We start from the raw sequence: 13,861 nt of genomic DNA on the forward strand, positions 1-13,861 counted from the left end.
GGTCCAATACTGCTAGAATACATCAGAGGAAGAGGCGGCCAGGCCTCGTAAGAGCTGTATAGGCCTCTTCATTGTCTATCTCGTCCTCAAGGAAGAGCGAGAGGAAGCCTGGAAGAAAAAATTCTACCCATCGCGCTCTCCACAAGTATAATCTCCACGGAGGAGTTATCAACGTTTATGTCTGCTACGGAAAACTCAACATCAAACAATGTAAATGCTCTATCTCTCAATGCCCAAATAGCACCTGTCTCTGAAGAAACCCATGAAGCCTATCGGGTGCCTGTTGCTTTCGCCGATATCTGGCAGGCGAACCAGTATCTCTTCCCCCTTATCGAGCACACTCCCCTGGTTTATTCGCGGGACTTAAGCGCCCTGACTGGCGCGAAGATACACCTGAAATTTGAACAAATGCAGCGGGGTGGATCATTTAAGGTTCGTGGTGCGATCTATAAGATGTCGCGGCTCTCGGAGGAACAGCGCAAGGCGGGTGTGATCACAGCCTCAGCCGGAAACCATGCGCAGGGAGTGGCTATCGCCGCCGCCTCATACGGGATTCCATGCACGATTGTCGTCCCCGAGAATGCCTCGCTGACCAAGGTCACGGCGACCCAGAGTTATGGCGCGAAGGTTATCCTGGCGGGCGCGACCTATGATGACGCCGTCCAGCACTGTGTGGAGATGCAGAAAGAGCTTGGCGCGACGTATATTCCCGCCTTTGACGACATCGACGTGGTTACGGGCCAGGGTACACTGGGTCTGGAGATGCTGAACGAGGTGCCCAGCGCGGATGCCATCGTCGTTCCCATTGGGGGTGGTGGCCTGATTGCCGGTATCGCCATCGCGGCGCGCGCCATGAAGCCCTCGATCAAGATTATCGGCGTTGAAGCTGATGGCGCTGCCAGCATGCGCGCCTCAATTCGCGCGGGCAATCTGACAACCCTGCCCGCCCTGGCGACTGTTGCCGATGGTATCGCCATCAAGCAGCCTGGCAAAGTGACCTTCCCCATCATCCAGCACCTTGTGGATGATATTGTGCTGGTTACAGATGAGCAGATTATTCATGCTGCCCTGTTTCTGATGGAGAAGCACAAGATCCTGGTAGAGGGCGCGGGCGCCTCCGCCGTTGCGGCCCTTATGAGCGGTACGCTGCAACTGCCAGACAAAGAAGTGCTCATTCCCTTGACGGGAGGAAATATCGACACTAATCTGCTGGGACGTTTCGCTGAACATGGACTCATCAATGCCAACCGCCATTTTGCCCTACGTGCCAGCTTCCCTGATCGGCCGGGAGAACTGGCGCGTATGCTGAACATTATCGCGGCCATGCGCGTCAATATCATCGATGTCCATTACCAGCATGTCTCCGCCCAGTTGCCTTTTATGCAGCATGAGGCGATGATCACGCTGGAGACGAGGAACCGCGCCCAGTGTGAAGAGCTACTTCAGGTCTTGCGCGCCGCAGGCTTCGCCGTAGAAGAGGCCCAGGCTATTCAGCCGGTAGCTCCGCCAAACAGCTAAAATAATCCTTCAATGTTATGAGAAGCAGAGAACCCGTTCACGCTATAGCGTGAACGGGTTCTCTGCTTCTCATAAAGGAACTATACGAGGCCGGGAAAGAAATCCTTTTTGATGTGATCGCTTTTAACCTGCATATTTTTCAGGATGTGCTCCTGCGCTCTCACCATATCGGGTGGCCCAGACAGGTAGAAGAGGCGCTCTTGGAAATCAGGGACCGCTCTCGCGAGGGTCTCTTCATTGATTCTGCCAACTAATCCCGGCCAGTTGGGTGGAACAGTAGTGGCATCGGTCAATGTGTAGAAGGTTTTGACACCCAGCTTTGCTGCCGCTGCGCTTAGGACATCCTTGTAGACAATTTCGTCTGCTCTCTTGTTGATATAGAACAGGATGATATCGCGCCTCTGTTGTGTGTCGAGTAGGTACTTTAACATGCTTCGATAAGGCGTGATGCCGATGCCACCCGCGATAAAAACAAGTTTCTGCTGGGGCTGTGGTGGCAGGGTAAAATCGCCGGCCACCTGGGCGCCGATCAGTTTCGCGCTTCCATCTATGCTTGCCATCGCCTGTTTGAAGCTGCTTCCCTGCTCATAAAAGCGCACGCCCAGGTGAACCTCACCCTCGGTGGGAGATGAGGCCAGGGTAAAGTAGCGGCGATTGCCTCGGCTGTCGGCGCGAGGATGCGCGAGCGTGAACTCCATGTATTGTCCGGGGAGAAAGACAAGCTTTTGTGAAGGCTTGAAGACAAAATCAATCGTGTTCGGCGCGAGTTTAAGCTTCTTTTTTACGCGTAAAATGACTTTCTGTTTGGGGCTAACCAGGTAAGAGAAGACGTTGCCCAGGACGAGTGCCAGTTCGGGTGTTGAATAAATGGGGCCGATGTGAATCTGAGGGATAAAGAGGATACCGGTAAGCACAGCATAGAGCCTTCGCAATTGCTTTGTTGGAGGCGCGGTCAGCGGTTCGGTGAGCATGATACAGGCGAAGAAAAAGAGCGGTGATTGCAGCAGCAAGTGGCTGAGTTCTACAAAGACCAACTGCTTCTGGACTAGAGTAATAGCCAGAGTACTTACGATTACAGTGGCACAAAAGCTCACGACCATGTCTACCTGGCGTATTTTCCTGGCTATCAGTAGGCCACCTATGAGCACCAATGGCGCCATACTGGCTGTGCCGACCCACCAGCTAGCGGACTGTCCGAGCACCAGCGATGTGATCACAACCGCGATGGCGGCGGGATTGAAGAGATGGTTTTTGCGTATAGCCAGGATATATTTTGAGCATATCGCTATAATCGCGGCCCAGCCAAGGAACGCATAGGCAGTTGGTGACTGCGCGGGATCAATGATGATAGCCAGAATAAGCGCCGTGATCGCAGAGGATTCGATGTTTGCTGGAACGTTAAAGACGCGCTCCATAATGACATTCATCGCCCAGCAGATGACGAGCAAGAACGCGGTTGAGGCAAGTAGCGCCAGGGGGGAGAATGGCAGAACCTTGATATAGGCCAGAATAGTTGCCAGGCCAATAAAGCCCAGTAGGACATACAACACCAGGCGATACATGGTTATGCGATCTAAGTAATAATCTATTTTATTCATCATTGGTGGAGTACATACCTTTCAAGGCCGCTCGTAAGGGTTGCTCGCTTATGTGCATCGATCATATAGCCTTCAAAACCTGCCAATTTCTCAATAAATTGGATACCGTTTCTTCCCATGGCAAATGCTGCGGTCGCGAAGCGGTCAGCCTCATACACATCTGGTCCGATAACGGTCATACTTACGATATCTGACAGTGGCTCATCGGCATTGTGCGGATTATAAATGTGTTGTCCGCGAATGGCGGTTCCTGAGGTCGCGATTCCCTGGTCTGTGAGGGCCAGCACTTTGACATGCTCATGCCGATTGAAGGGATTGCGAATCCCGACGCGCCATGGTTGACCATTTTTCCCCCCAGCTACTTGAATATCGCCACCAGCATCGATATAGAAATTCTGAAAGCCCCAAGTTTTAAGCATGTCGGCGGCATTACGAATTGTCCAGCCTTTGACAATGCCAGAGGGATCATACGCTCCGTTATGCTGAATATCAAAGTAGCCACCGGTCTCTTTTTTTGTCTGCGCGCTTAATGCGAAAATCTCGCGCATCTCCTCGCTAGCGTGTGTCAGAAGAAGCTCGCCCCGGTTGATCTTAGAGATCTCGCTCTCAGGCTTATAGGTGCTAAAGATGTTATCCACGGCCACAAAGTAGGTGAACACTGTATCCAGGTCAGCCTGTGTGGCACTTGCATCTAGTATGGCGATCGTAATGGGCATGCCCATAATCAGACGTGTTTCTTCCATAGTTATGCTTTCGCCTGAGAGAGAGCCGTTGTGAGCGACTGCATAAACGCCTCGCTGGAATCAGTTGCTCCGCTGACGATATCAACATTGGCGTTCTGGGCCTGGATGGCCTCGTTAGTAAGAATGGGATCGGCATAGTTATTGATGACCACAGAGCGATTCCGCTCATTGGGAAACTGGAGAAACTGCACATCTGTAATCTTGCCATTTTGAATGATGGCCTTGACCTGGATATTGCCCCAGTGCGCATCTTCAACATCACCTGTAAAAGAGCCATCTTTATACTGCGTACCATTTGTGCTTGTGGTGGTAGATGCAGGTGTCGTACTGGTGGAGGGGAGACTATCATTTCCAGCCACACCTATCGAATACCTGGTTCGATTGGGCAGCAGAGCTATCGCCTGGTTATACGTGAAACTGTACAAAATAAAGATCCCAATAATAAAGACCGCAATCGTGAGCTTCTTCATTGTCTGCCGCTTCCTTCCAGCGAAATTGTAAATTTATATAGAGAAGCATGGATATTATGAGAATGTTGATGATAATAGTATAGCTTCAAATTGCCAAGACTATAGTAGCGTAAAAGTATGAAAAAAGCGGTAGAGATTTGTAAAAAATTCCTCAAGGCTGGGGCTGGCGTTCTGCAAGGCATGAATGCGAAGAGGTCTATGGAGAATATGATGAGAGAGGCGTGCTTATTATAGAGATCGTGGCGAGAAAGCCTCCATCTTTTAAGTCTGTCTTTTACCCACATTTTACAAAGGGCTTTTTCAGCATGGCAGTTCTCTGTAATGTGTCACAAATGCCAGTTCCTTTCTGTCTTGTTTGTACAAATGATCATTGACGAGAAAAATGAGAGTAAAATGGAGACAGAAATGGAAACGCATTTCAAGCAAACAGATGTTGTTGTCATTGGTGGCGGATTAGCGGGCCTAAGTACCGCCTGTTATTTGGCGCGAGACGGTTTGTCCGTGACACTTTTTGAGAAATCAACAAACCTGGGCGGGCGTGCAGCCAGCCAGAACCACGATGGCTACATTTTCAACCGTGGCATCCATGCCATCTATACCGGGGGAGCCCTCTCAGAAGTGTTACAGGACCTGGGGATTACCTACCGTTATGGCGTTCCCAAAGATACCTTTTTGCTGCACCGAGGCCAGATGTATCCGTTTCCAGCGAGCGCATCCTCGCTTCTAACGAATCGCTTACTTACAATTGGCGACAAATTCGAACTCGTTCGTCTCTTTAGCACGCTTCCACGGATCAATGCGAAAGATCTGGCATCTATGAGTGTGCAGGAGTGGTTGCAGCGAACAATCAAGCGCCCTCTGGTCCGTCAGCTCATGGCTACGACCGCGTGTGTCTTTGTCTATAGCTCGGCGCTCGACCTAGTCAGCGCCGAGGTATTCGTTACCAAACTGCAACATACACTCAAACATCCGGTTGTTCACTATGTTGATGGCGGCTGGCAGACGCTGGTAGATGGGCTGCGTCGTGTCGTGGAGCAGGCCGGTATACACATCGAGGTTGGTAAGCGCGTTACCTCTGTCGCATATGAGCATGGTCGCGTTCAAGGTGTGCGACTGAGCAATGAGAGCATGCTGGCTGCCTCAAGCGTGGTTCTGGCTACTAGCCCACAGGAGGCCGTGAAACTGATAGATAATGGAGCCTACTCGCCTCTGCGTACAATTGTCGATTCCCTGGTGCCAGCACGAGTTGCCTGTCTGGATGTTGCCCTGAGTTGCCTACCAGATCCACGCTACCCGGTTGTCCAGGATCTTGATCACCCACGTTTTATGTCTGCACAGTCGGTTTACACGCGTGTCTCACCGGAAGATGGCGCATTGATCTCAACGTTCAAGCAGCTTGATCCTCTGCACCTGACTGACCAGAAGCAGGATGAGCGTGACCTGGAAGATCTGCTCGACACGGCGCAACCCGGCTGGCGTAATGTGCTGGTAAAACGTAGCTTTCTGCCTCGCATCGAAGCTGTCGGGATGCTACCTACAGCGAGCGGTGGTGGCTATGCTGGGCGCCCTGGACCAGAGGTACCCGGCATCGCGCACCTGTACCTTGCTGGCGATTGGATCGGTACAGGCTTCCTTGCTGATCCTTGTATGGAAAGTGCCCGCCAGGTAGCCCGGTTGATTCAACATGAGCATTCGCTCACGACAACATCTGGCTTACGTTAATTAACTTGCTACCCGCAGTTGTACCAGCCTCAAAAAAGCAACAGAGAAGCACGAGAGGAAGAGATACTGACCTTGTTCTTCCCAGGATAATGATAGCTCAACGTTTCTAATGGTGTAGAATAGAAGGAGTCAAAACGTGTCGAGGGTAGATATTCGCGTGAATGTATTAGAACAGAGTGCACAGGCGTTCAATCAGTATCGCGGACTCCTCTTTGCGCTTGCGTATCGAATGCTGGGAAGCGGGACAGACGCCGAAGATATCGTGCAAGAAGCCTTCGTACGTTGGCTTCAGGCAGGCGATGAGAGAGTGCAATCGCCCAAAGCGTACCTCTCAACCATCGTGATACGGCTGTGCATTAATCAGGCAGAATCTGCCAGGGCACAACGCGAAGTGTACGTGGGCTCCTGGCTGCCAGAGCCGATCCTCACCAGCCACCACATTGAGATGGCTGAGACAGCTATAAAGAGCGAAAGTCTCTCCTTTGCGTTCCTGCTGCTGCTGCAACGCCTGGGGCCACTCGAACGAGCAGTATTTCTACTGCGAGAAGTTTTCGAATTTGACTATGCCGAGATAGTCGAGATAGTGGACAAAAGCGAGGCGAATTGCCGCCAGATTTTGCACCGTGCTCACCAACATCTGGATCAGCACCGTAAGCGTTTTGATGTGTCCTGCGAACAACAGACACGCCTCACAGAGCTGTTTTTGCGTGCCAGCACGAGTGGGGATATGCAAGGACTGCTGAATCTCTTGAAGGAAGATGTTGTGTTCGTTGGCGACGGGGGGGGCAAGGTGCCTATTGCGCTTAAACCCGTTCACGGTCCCGATAAGGTGGCTCGCGGAACAACAGGTGGCCGGCGCTTCTTCTCCCCCGAGATACAGGCCCGTATTGAAGAAGTCAACGGCCAGCCGGCCATTATCGGCTACCTCCATGGGCACCCTTGTGGAGTCATGATGTGTGAGGTCGAGGGAGAGCGGATCTGCCAGATCTACGGGGTGGTCAATCCAGAGAAGCTTCACTGGTTGAGCACATCATCAGGCCTGTCGGTGTTTTGTTGACGAAAAGATACCTGGACTTTGCACATTTTAAGCCGAAGAACACACAATATCAGCGAAGCGAGAGAGATCTGAGCGTGGAAGTAAAATGACATCAGGGTTCTGGGGTGATGTCGAATAACAGAAATCATTCCACTTCTTATGGAGGGAAGAAAAACCAGGCCTTCCACCTGATCATCCCCTCGCTTCCCGGCTTTAGGTTCTCTGGATCAACACGACAGCAGAGTTGGAATCGCTACTGGACAGCCCGTGCCTGGGCTGAGCTGATGCGTCGCCTTGTCCAGTGTTTCTCATACAGCGTGTCAAATAGCAGCTTAAGAATGGCTGCCAGTTGCTCGGCCAGGGCGGTCGTTGGAGGAAGAGCTGCGAGGCGACGCTGGAGATAAGAGGCTGGATGAGCCTCTCCTGTGAGCGGCGGACGGAGATCTGTGAGGCGTTGCCATAAGAGCGTGAGGAGCGCTTCTACTTTCTCCTCGGTCGCCCCTGGGATTGATGCCAGCAAAGGTGCTGTGAGATCAGTGTAAGCGATAGAGTGGCGTGCTACTTCAAGCGTATGTTTCACGACACGTGTCGCGCGCAAAGAAACTTCGTGCATCTCGTCTGAGGCATCAGCGGTCCCTCGCTCATGTAGAAACACCTGCCCGGTGCGGAAGTAGGCAGCAGAATTGGCGAAGACGCGCAGATGGCAGCGCACTTGTGGGCTCGCCTCTAGCCTCCAGACGAGAGGCATCAGCCACCCCATATCCAGGCCTACTTGAAGGTGCGCCATGGGGATGAGCAATGGACAGATTCGTCGCAGCCCCCAGTCTCCTAGAGCCACTCCAGCAAAGAGCCCGTAGGGAGTAGGTAGGGTAGACATGCGAATAAGATAGCGCAGCAGCTTGTTGTCGCGGCGTAAGGAAGCGCGAGGGCTGAGCGCTTGGCGCTCAATGGCATCGAAGAGCGAGCGACTTGCCACGCCTACTGCTATGTTCCTCATTGGTGATAACAAAAGGGATGGACTCGTAGAGCCACATCGCTTTATTTTTAATAATAGCGCTAATGAGGAACGCGGCACTACTCTTGTTTAGCGGTGGTGTCCTCTCGATTTCTGCATCCAGATCTCCAGAAGGAGGGAGCTTTGGAAATTTCTCTCTGCCACAGCGTTTTGTGGATGATACAGAGAAGGGAGAAGACAGTGGTTCATTTCCAGGCTCTTAGCAGCAGGCTATATTGGGGTGATGTATCCCTAATCCTATCGCGACTCCAAGGACGACCAGAGGCATGACCGGGTTGTCTGGTTGCGTTAACCACTCGACTGCCTGGTGAGCGTAGACCCGCAGGTCTAATTCAAAGCCATCATCACTTCGATCTAGATCCACTTCGAACGCATCACAATCATCACGGAGATCCTTATTCTTCAAAGTCATACTCACTTCCTGCCTTTCTCTGTAGAGATTAACCAACATGTAACATCTCAAGTGTATGGGGAAAGGGCGGTTTTGACCGGGACAGGAGGAGGACACTTCTGGACATTTTGCCCCAATAGCTTTACTTGCCGATTTCCTTTGTTTATACTGTATGAATAGTCTTGAATGTCGTCAGCCCATGCTGCATATGTGGAAGGATGAAACGTATCCATGCACTTCGGGAACCGGTTGCGTCAGGAGCGCTTGCGCCTTCACTTATCGCAAGAAGCTCTAGCAGAGGCTCTGGCGATCTCCGCCAGAAGTATCCGTCGTTGGGAACAAGGGCAGGCTCTTCCTCAAGCCTCGGTCCGGCTCCAGCTTAGTCGCTTTTTCGGCCTTCGCTCCGAAGCGCTTTTTGAGGATGAGGAGACGCAGACCCCTCATGAGCCTCTCTGGAACGTCCCCTATCCGCGCAACCCCTTCTTCACGGGTCGAGAAGAGATCCTCACGACACTCCATACGTCCCTCTACGTTGAGCAGATTGCATTCACTCAGGCGTATGCTCTCCAGGGGCTTGGTGGAGTCGGCAAGACACAAATTGCATTGGAATATGCCTATCGCTACGCGCAGGAGTACCAGGCGGTCTTCTGGATCGGGGCAGAGACTGCTGAGAGCATCATATTCGGTCTGCTACGTATTGCTGAATCCCTTCAGGTACCTGAGCGAGACGGTAAGGACCAGCAGCAGGTGATCACAGCAGTCCACCACTGGTTCACGACTCATGATCGGTGGCTATTGATCTGCGATAATGTAGAAGACCTGGGTATGTTGAAGCGCTTCCTCCCGCCCGCACGGCAAGGAGCAATCCTGTTCACGACACGCCTGCGGACGCTGGGAACATCTGCGGAAGGCATAAATCTGTTGCCCATGGAGCATGAGGAAGGAATACTCTTTCTCTTGCGTCGCGCCAAAGTAGTGAAAGCGCAAGCCACCAGCGAGCAGGTGCGTCAGCTCTCTACGCAAATGTCTCTTCAGTATGCGGCGGGGGTGGAACTGGTCACAGCCACGGGAGGATTGCCCCTGGCGCTCGATCAGGCGGGGGCCTACCTGGAAGAAACGCAGTGCGGTCTGCCAGCCTACCTGGATCTCTTTCGCACACGGCGTGCCATTCTGCTCCAACAACGAGGAGAGGGGGCGCTTGATCATCCGGCGTCCGTTTCCACCACGTTTACCCTGGCAATCACGGTAACGGCTCAACGCCACCCGGTGGTATGGGACCTTTTGCGAGTCTGCGCGCTACTCCAACCAGACGCTATTCCCGATGAACTCTTTCGCCAGGGAGCGAGGCATCTTGGCGCAATGCTGGAGGCCGCCTGTGGTGACGCACTGGACTGGAACCAGGTGGTTGCCGTCGCATGCTCCTATTCCTTGCTGTTGCGCCAACCAGAGGCGCAGGCGTTGTCCATCCATCGGCTCGTGCAGGCGGTCCTCCTGGATATTATGACGGAGGCAGAGCGGAAAGAGTGGGCCTCGCGCGTTGTTGAAGCGCTCGACGCGGTGTTTCCAGAAGAGCAACCGATGAAAGAGTATACCACCTGGAAGAAGCAGTGTGATCGATTGATATCGCATGTGCTGCTCTGTTTACATCGAGCTGGAGACTCTGAAGACTCTCTCGCTCTGGCTTCCCTAGCCTACAAGACAGCTCAGTATTTGCGGGAACGTGGACAATATGGAGAGGCAAAGCCATATTATCAGCGCGCATTACATATCCGGGAGCAGATACTAGGGCCAGATCACTATGAAACAGCCAGCGTGCTCCATAATCTGGCAGTCCTCTACTGGAAGATGGGCAAGTATGCCGAGGCGGAACCGCTCCTTCAGCGTGCATTGCTCATCAGGGGAAAGACCTTGGATATGGATCATCCTGATGTGGCCACGACGCTGAATTATCTGGCACTTCTCTATTGGAAGATGGGCAAGTATGCCGAGGCGGAACCGCTCCTTCAGCGCGCGTTGCATATCTGGGAGCAGGCTCTGAATCCCGATCACCCGAATATTGCTTACCCACTCAATAACCTGGCAATTCTCTATGCAGAACAGGGCAAATATGCGGAGGCTGAGCCCCTTTTTCAGCGCGCATTGCACATCTGGGAGCAGAGCAAGGGATCTGAGCATCCCGATGTAGCCCAAGCACTCCATAACCTGGCTGAACTCAGCCTAATACAGGAGAAATATGCTGAGGCAGAATCACTCTATCAACGGGTCCTTCACCTTCGTGTACAGGCTCATGGCCCTGATCACCCTAGTGTTGCTGAAACACTTAATAGCCTGGCCACACTCTATCAAAATCAGGGCAAATTTGCAGAAGCGGAGGCGCTCTATCAAAGAGTGTTGCATATTTGGGAACAGAGCCAGGGAGCAGATCATCCCTATGTAGCTCTGGTACTCAATGAACTAGCGAACCTCGCACGTGATCAGGGCAAGTACGCGGAAGCGGAGCCCCTCTATCAGCAGACACTCTCCATCCGAGAGCAGCAGCTTGGGCAGCAGCATCCAGAGACGGCGCAAACATTGCATGACATGGCCATCTTCTCGCAGAAGCAGGGCGACTTGCGCAAAGCGCTCTCCTTTGCTGAGCGAGCCCTGGAGATTCGCTCACAGTCTTTGGGAGAGGAACACCCTAAAACAGTCACGACTCGGGAACTCTACGCTCAACTTGCGCAGAAACAGGGAGGAGCAGAGCAAGGCCTGCCCTCCCCAGAAACTAGCCGCATGGATGCCTGATCTGTATAATATTACTTTAAATGCATGTCAAGCAGTGGCCGACTCGTTTGCGTTGCGATCAGTGAGAGGAGATTGGCAAACTCTTGCTCATACTGGTCTCGCGGGAGCTCTGAGACGTAGAGTGAGTACATGCGCTTTGCTACGTATGGCTGCTGCCAGCGAATACTCTTCTCGCCATCGCCGATTTCGTAGGTCCAGTTGTTTGGATCTGATGATGATTTATGTTGTTTGACAAGCGCGAAGTAGCGAACGTCGCCCCATAGGAGAATCACTTCCCCGCCAGGATACCAGGCTGTCAAGCCTTCCTCCGTCGCTTCAAGCTCTGGACAGAGCCAGCGACGCATCCTCAAGTTTACAAAGACTCCCAGGGCGGTCCAGGCTACCCACAAGATGATTGCAAGAACGACAAACCTGAGCCAGGTATCCAGTGCTGTCGCTGTGCCGCCATAGTCGTTCAGCAAGGTGGCCCAGGTGGAGTAAAGTGACCAGAGTAATAGGAGGATGGCCCCAAAACATAGGAGAATGAGAATGAAGTTTAAGATGATTGGTGCCAGGTTGAGACGAATGCCCAGCCATATCGGCGTTGACTCCAAAACATCCTGGTTCTGCGCGGGCTGAAATTGCGCGCGTTCCTGCCACTCCCCACTGAGGATCTGCTGGCGGCGTGAGACGCCCTGGTAATATGAGCGTTGAGCCTGAACAATACTAAGAATCAGGAGTATGGGGACGACAATGACTATGAAGGCGAATTCTATCTGCCCTCGCTCAGGAAGAATTTGCAGATTGAAACTCACCATAAGCAACAAGAGAAGGATACTCACGCCGAAAAGAAAGACCTGCACGACAGACCATAGGACACTCAAGCTCTTCCACCGCTGCGATGGATCAAATCGCATAGCCATAGCCGATGATATACTATTCATTTTCTATCATTCTTACCTTTCTGAAGTTGTCTAACTGCGCCAATCCAACCTCAATCCCGGCAACCAGTGGTGCCAGAAAGAGGCCGCCGCCAAGACAGTGCGCGCAGTCTATGGCAGACATAACCAGGGCAGCAATTGGCCCATTCATAAACATCCAGCCGCCCTCCCCTATACGAAGTGTGGGAGAGAGAAAAGGTCCCCCCACGATTTCCAAGAGGAACATCATCCACGAAGAGGAGAGAACAAAGGCCAGGCTCAGAATGCCCCAACTCGCCAGGAAGCTGCGCTGCCGACGATATTGACGATATTCCAATAAAACACCGCTTAAGCAGGCACACAATAGCGTGGTACTTGTAAACACCAGGATGGGTCCCAACGCCTGGGGATACAAGATGTAGAGCAGCAAACCCGTGAGAAACATGGCACAGCATCCCCGCCACCAGCCAAGCATGGCACCAGCTAGTAACATCCAGGTGCCAACGAATACCCATAAGAGAAAAATAAACAAGACGACATTTAAACCCTCGGGAGAGAGAGCCCCACCCGGTGTAGCCGCACCTGAAGATGTGGGTGGTCTCAATACATAGGCCAGCAGGATGAGTAGCGCAAGGCTCACTATATATCCTGGGATGACCAGTATGTCACGCCAGCGGGGTGCACCGCGAAAGAGCGGGAAATGCTTTATATTGTCCTCAACGAGAGGCTGAGAAGGTGTATAAGCGGGTGATTGTTCACTTTCGTCCGTATCTTCTTCATCGGTATCTCTCAGCACCATCGCGGTCTGCTCCGCCGAAGATGGCTCATCCCCTTTCCCTTCGCTGATCCTTCTCGCGGCCCGTTCCTGCTGATCGACCGCGTCCTGAAACGCCTTCGCAAATGCCTGGAGCGAGGGGAAACGCTGCTCTGGCTCCTTCTCCAGCGCTCTTAGCACAACGTGTTCAACGGCTGATGAGAGCCCTGTCTGCTGACGAAGAGAAGGCACGGGCGCAGAATAATGCTGGGAGAGTATTTCCGCGAAGGTACCTTGAAAGGGGACGTGTCCACATAGCCACTCATAGACGATAATGCCGAGCGCATACTGGTCGCTGGCGGCTACGGCTTGCTGGTACATCTGCTCAGGGGCAGCATAGGTTGGTGTACCGACAATTCCACCGGTCATACTCCGACTCTGCGAGGCAATGCTAAAGTCAGTCAGAAGAATTTCCCCATGCGCCCCTATCAGAAGATTTTTGGGTTTGACATTCCGATGGATAATCTTTTGTTCATGTGCGTATTGCAACGCTGCCGCTATCTGCTGAACATAGTTATTCACCTGGGTCAGAGGTACGCGAGTGCCAGAGGGGTGACGCATTTGGAGCGAGCCTCCTGGAGCATAGGACATAACCAGGAAGGGTGTTCCCTCATCAAGATCAAAATTTAGTATGCGCATGATATGGGGATGCTCCAGGCGAGCCAAGATATAAGCCTCTTGCTCAAAAAGCTCTCTGTGCTCCTTTTGCAATTCCTGCGCATGCAATACTTTGATCACGGCCTGGGTGCCCAGATGTATGTGCTCAGCCAGGTACACCCGGGCAAGTTTGCTCTCACCCAGTAGTTTGAGCAGGCGATAGTTACCAAGATGTTCTTTATAGTTGACCATTCTTCCTTCTCTCCAGATAAGC

11 protein-coding genes and 1 pseudogene are annotated in these 13,861 nt (G+C 52.6%); 5 read left to right on the top strand and 7 right to left on the bottom strand.

Going from position 1 to position 13,861, the window contains the following annotated elements; translation table 11 throughout:
* The first annotated feature begins 177 nt into the window (after positions 1-177).
* Entirely contained in the window at positions 178-1,518 is a 1,341-nt protein-coding gene (gene ilvA / locus KRAC_RS51255) for a threonine ammonia-lyase (protein ID WP_007920852.1), read from the top strand.
* Between the two features lie 80 nt (positions 1,519-1,598).
* On the opposite strand, the gene KRAC_RS51260 is transcribed toward ilvA, so the two are convergent.
* From KRAC_RS51260 to KRAC_RS51270, 3 genes are read right to left on the bottom strand one after another with little or no spacing between them, the layout of a single operon-like run.
* Positions 1,599-3,119, bottom strand: a complete 1,521-nt coding sequence (locus KRAC_RS51260; RefSeq protein ID WP_007920854.1) for an RnfABCDGE type electron transport complex subunit D — start codon at positions 3,117-3,119, stop codon at positions 1,599-1,601.
* A complete protein-coding gene (locus KRAC_RS51265; RefSeq protein WP_007920856.1) occupies positions 3,116-3,859 on the bottom strand; it encodes an FAD:protein FMN transferase in 744 nt (247 codons plus the stop codon). The genes KRAC_RS51260 and KRAC_RS51265 overlap by 4 nt, the downstream gene beginning before the upstream one ends.
* A gap of 2 nt (positions 3,860-3,861) precedes the next feature.
* Positions 3,862-4,329 carry an FMN-binding protein gene (locus tag KRAC_RS51270; protein WP_007920858.1) on the bottom strand — a complete coding sequence of 156 codons (468 nt, stop codon included), beginning with the start codon at positions 4,327-4,329 and terminating at the stop codon, positions 3,862-3,864.
* A 405-nt stretch (positions 4,330-4,734) separates the two neighbouring features.
* On the opposite strand from KRAC_RS51270, the gene KRAC_RS51275 reads away from it, so the two are divergent.
* The 3 genes and pseudogenes from KRAC_RS51275 to KRAC_RS80430 all read left to right on the top strand — a co-directional run.
* Positions 4,735-6,051, top strand: a complete 1,317-nt coding sequence (locus tag KRAC_RS51275; protein ID WP_007920859.1) for a phytoene desaturase family protein — start codon at positions 4,735-4,737, stop codon at positions 6,049-6,051.
* A 136-nt stretch (positions 6,052-6,187) separates the two neighbouring features.
* Complete coding sequence (locus KRAC_RS51280) at positions 6,188-7,108, top strand: RNA polymerase sigma-70 factor (RefSeq protein ID WP_007920861.1); 921 nt, start codon at positions 6,188-6,190, stop codon at positions 7,106-7,108.
* Positions 7,109-7,257: 149 nt separating this feature from the next.
* Positions 7,258-7,383, top strand: a pseudogene (locus tag KRAC_RS80430) (epoxide hydrolase); the annotation flags it as partial.
* Here KRAC_RS80430 and KRAC_RS51285 read toward each other — a convergent pair.
* Positions 7,341-8,084 carry a lantibiotic dehydratase gene (locus tag KRAC_RS51285; protein WP_083815193.1) on the bottom strand — a complete coding sequence of 248 codons (744 nt, stop codon included), beginning with the start codon at positions 8,082-8,084 and terminating at the stop codon, positions 7,341-7,343. The pseudogene KRAC_RS80430 and the gene KRAC_RS51285 overlap by 43 nt on opposite strands.
* 217 nt (positions 8,085-8,301) lie before the next feature.
* Complete coding sequence (locus KRAC_RS51290) at positions 8,302-8,514, bottom strand: hypothetical protein (protein WP_007920863.1); 213 nt, start codon at positions 8,512-8,514, stop codon at positions 8,302-8,304.
* Positions 8,515-8,724: 210 nt separating this feature from the next.
* On the opposite strand from KRAC_RS51290, the gene fxsT reads away from it, so the two are divergent.
* On the top strand, positions 8,725-11,277 hold the full coding sequence (fxsT, locus tag KRAC_RS51295; protein WP_007920865.1) for an FxSxx-COOH system tetratricopeptide repeat protein: 2,553 nt from the start codon (positions 8,725-8,727) through the stop codon (positions 11,275-11,277).
* An 11-nt stretch (positions 11,278-11,288) separates the two neighbouring features.
* On the opposite strand, the gene KRAC_RS51300 is transcribed toward fxsT, so the two are convergent.
* The gene (locus KRAC_RS51300; protein ID WP_007920866.1) at positions 11,289-12,200 is read right to left on the bottom strand and encodes a hypothetical protein; all 912 of its coding nucleotides are present in this window, start codon (positions 12,198-12,200) and stop codon (positions 11,289-11,291) included.
* Positions 12,193-13,839 carry a serine/threonine protein kinase gene (locus tag KRAC_RS64250; RefSeq protein ID WP_007920868.1) on the bottom strand — a complete coding sequence of 549 codons (1,647 nt, stop codon included), beginning with the start codon at positions 13,837-13,839 and terminating at the stop codon, positions 12,193-12,195. The genes KRAC_RS51300 and KRAC_RS64250 overlap by 8 nt, the downstream gene beginning before the upstream one ends.
* Between the last annotated feature and the right edge of the window lie 22 nt (positions 13,840-13,861).

This window comes from Ktedonobacter racemifer DSM 44963, assembly GCF_000178855.1.
Lineage (GTDB): Bacteria > Chloroflexota > Ktedonobacteria > Ktedonobacterales > Ktedonobacteraceae > Ktedonobacter > Ktedonobacter racemifer.

Coding starts and splice junctions, on each gene's coding strand:
- KRAC_RS64250 (WP_007920868.1), bottom strand. CDS start 13,839: ATGGTCAACTATAAAGAACATCTTGGTAACTATCGCCTGCTCAAACTA.
- KRAC_RS51290 (WP_007920863.1), bottom strand. CDS start 8,514: ATGACTTTGAAGAATAAGGATCTCCGTGATGATTGTGATGCGTTCGAA.
- KRAC_RS51300 (WP_007920866.1), bottom strand. CDS start 12,200: ATGAATAGTATATCATCGGCTATGGCTATGCGATTTGATCCATCGCAG.
- KRAC_RS51270 (WP_007920858.1), bottom strand. CDS start 4,329: ATGAAGAAGCTCACGATTGCGGTCTTTATTATTGGGATCTTTATTTTG.
- fxsT (WP_007920865.1), top strand. CDS start 8,725: ATGCACTTCGGGAACCGGTTGCGTCAGGAGCGCTTGCGCCTTCACTTA.
- ilvA (WP_007920852.1), top strand. CDS start 178: ATGTCTGCTACGGAAAACTCAACATCAAACAATGTAAATGCTCTATCT.
- KRAC_RS51265 (WP_007920856.1), bottom strand. CDS start 3,859: ATGGAAGAAACACGTCTGATTATGGGCATGCCCATTACGATCGCCATA.
- KRAC_RS51260 (WP_007920854.1), bottom strand. CDS start 3,119: ATGATGAATAAAATAGATTATTACTTAGATCGCATAACCATGTATCGC.
- KRAC_RS51275 (WP_007920859.1), top strand. CDS start 4,735: ATGGAAACGCATTTCAAGCAAACAGATGTTGTTGTCATTGGTGGCGGA.
- KRAC_RS51285 (WP_083815193.1), bottom strand. CDS start 8,084: ATGAGGAACATAGCAGTAGGCGTGGCAAGTCGCTCGCTCTTCGATGCC.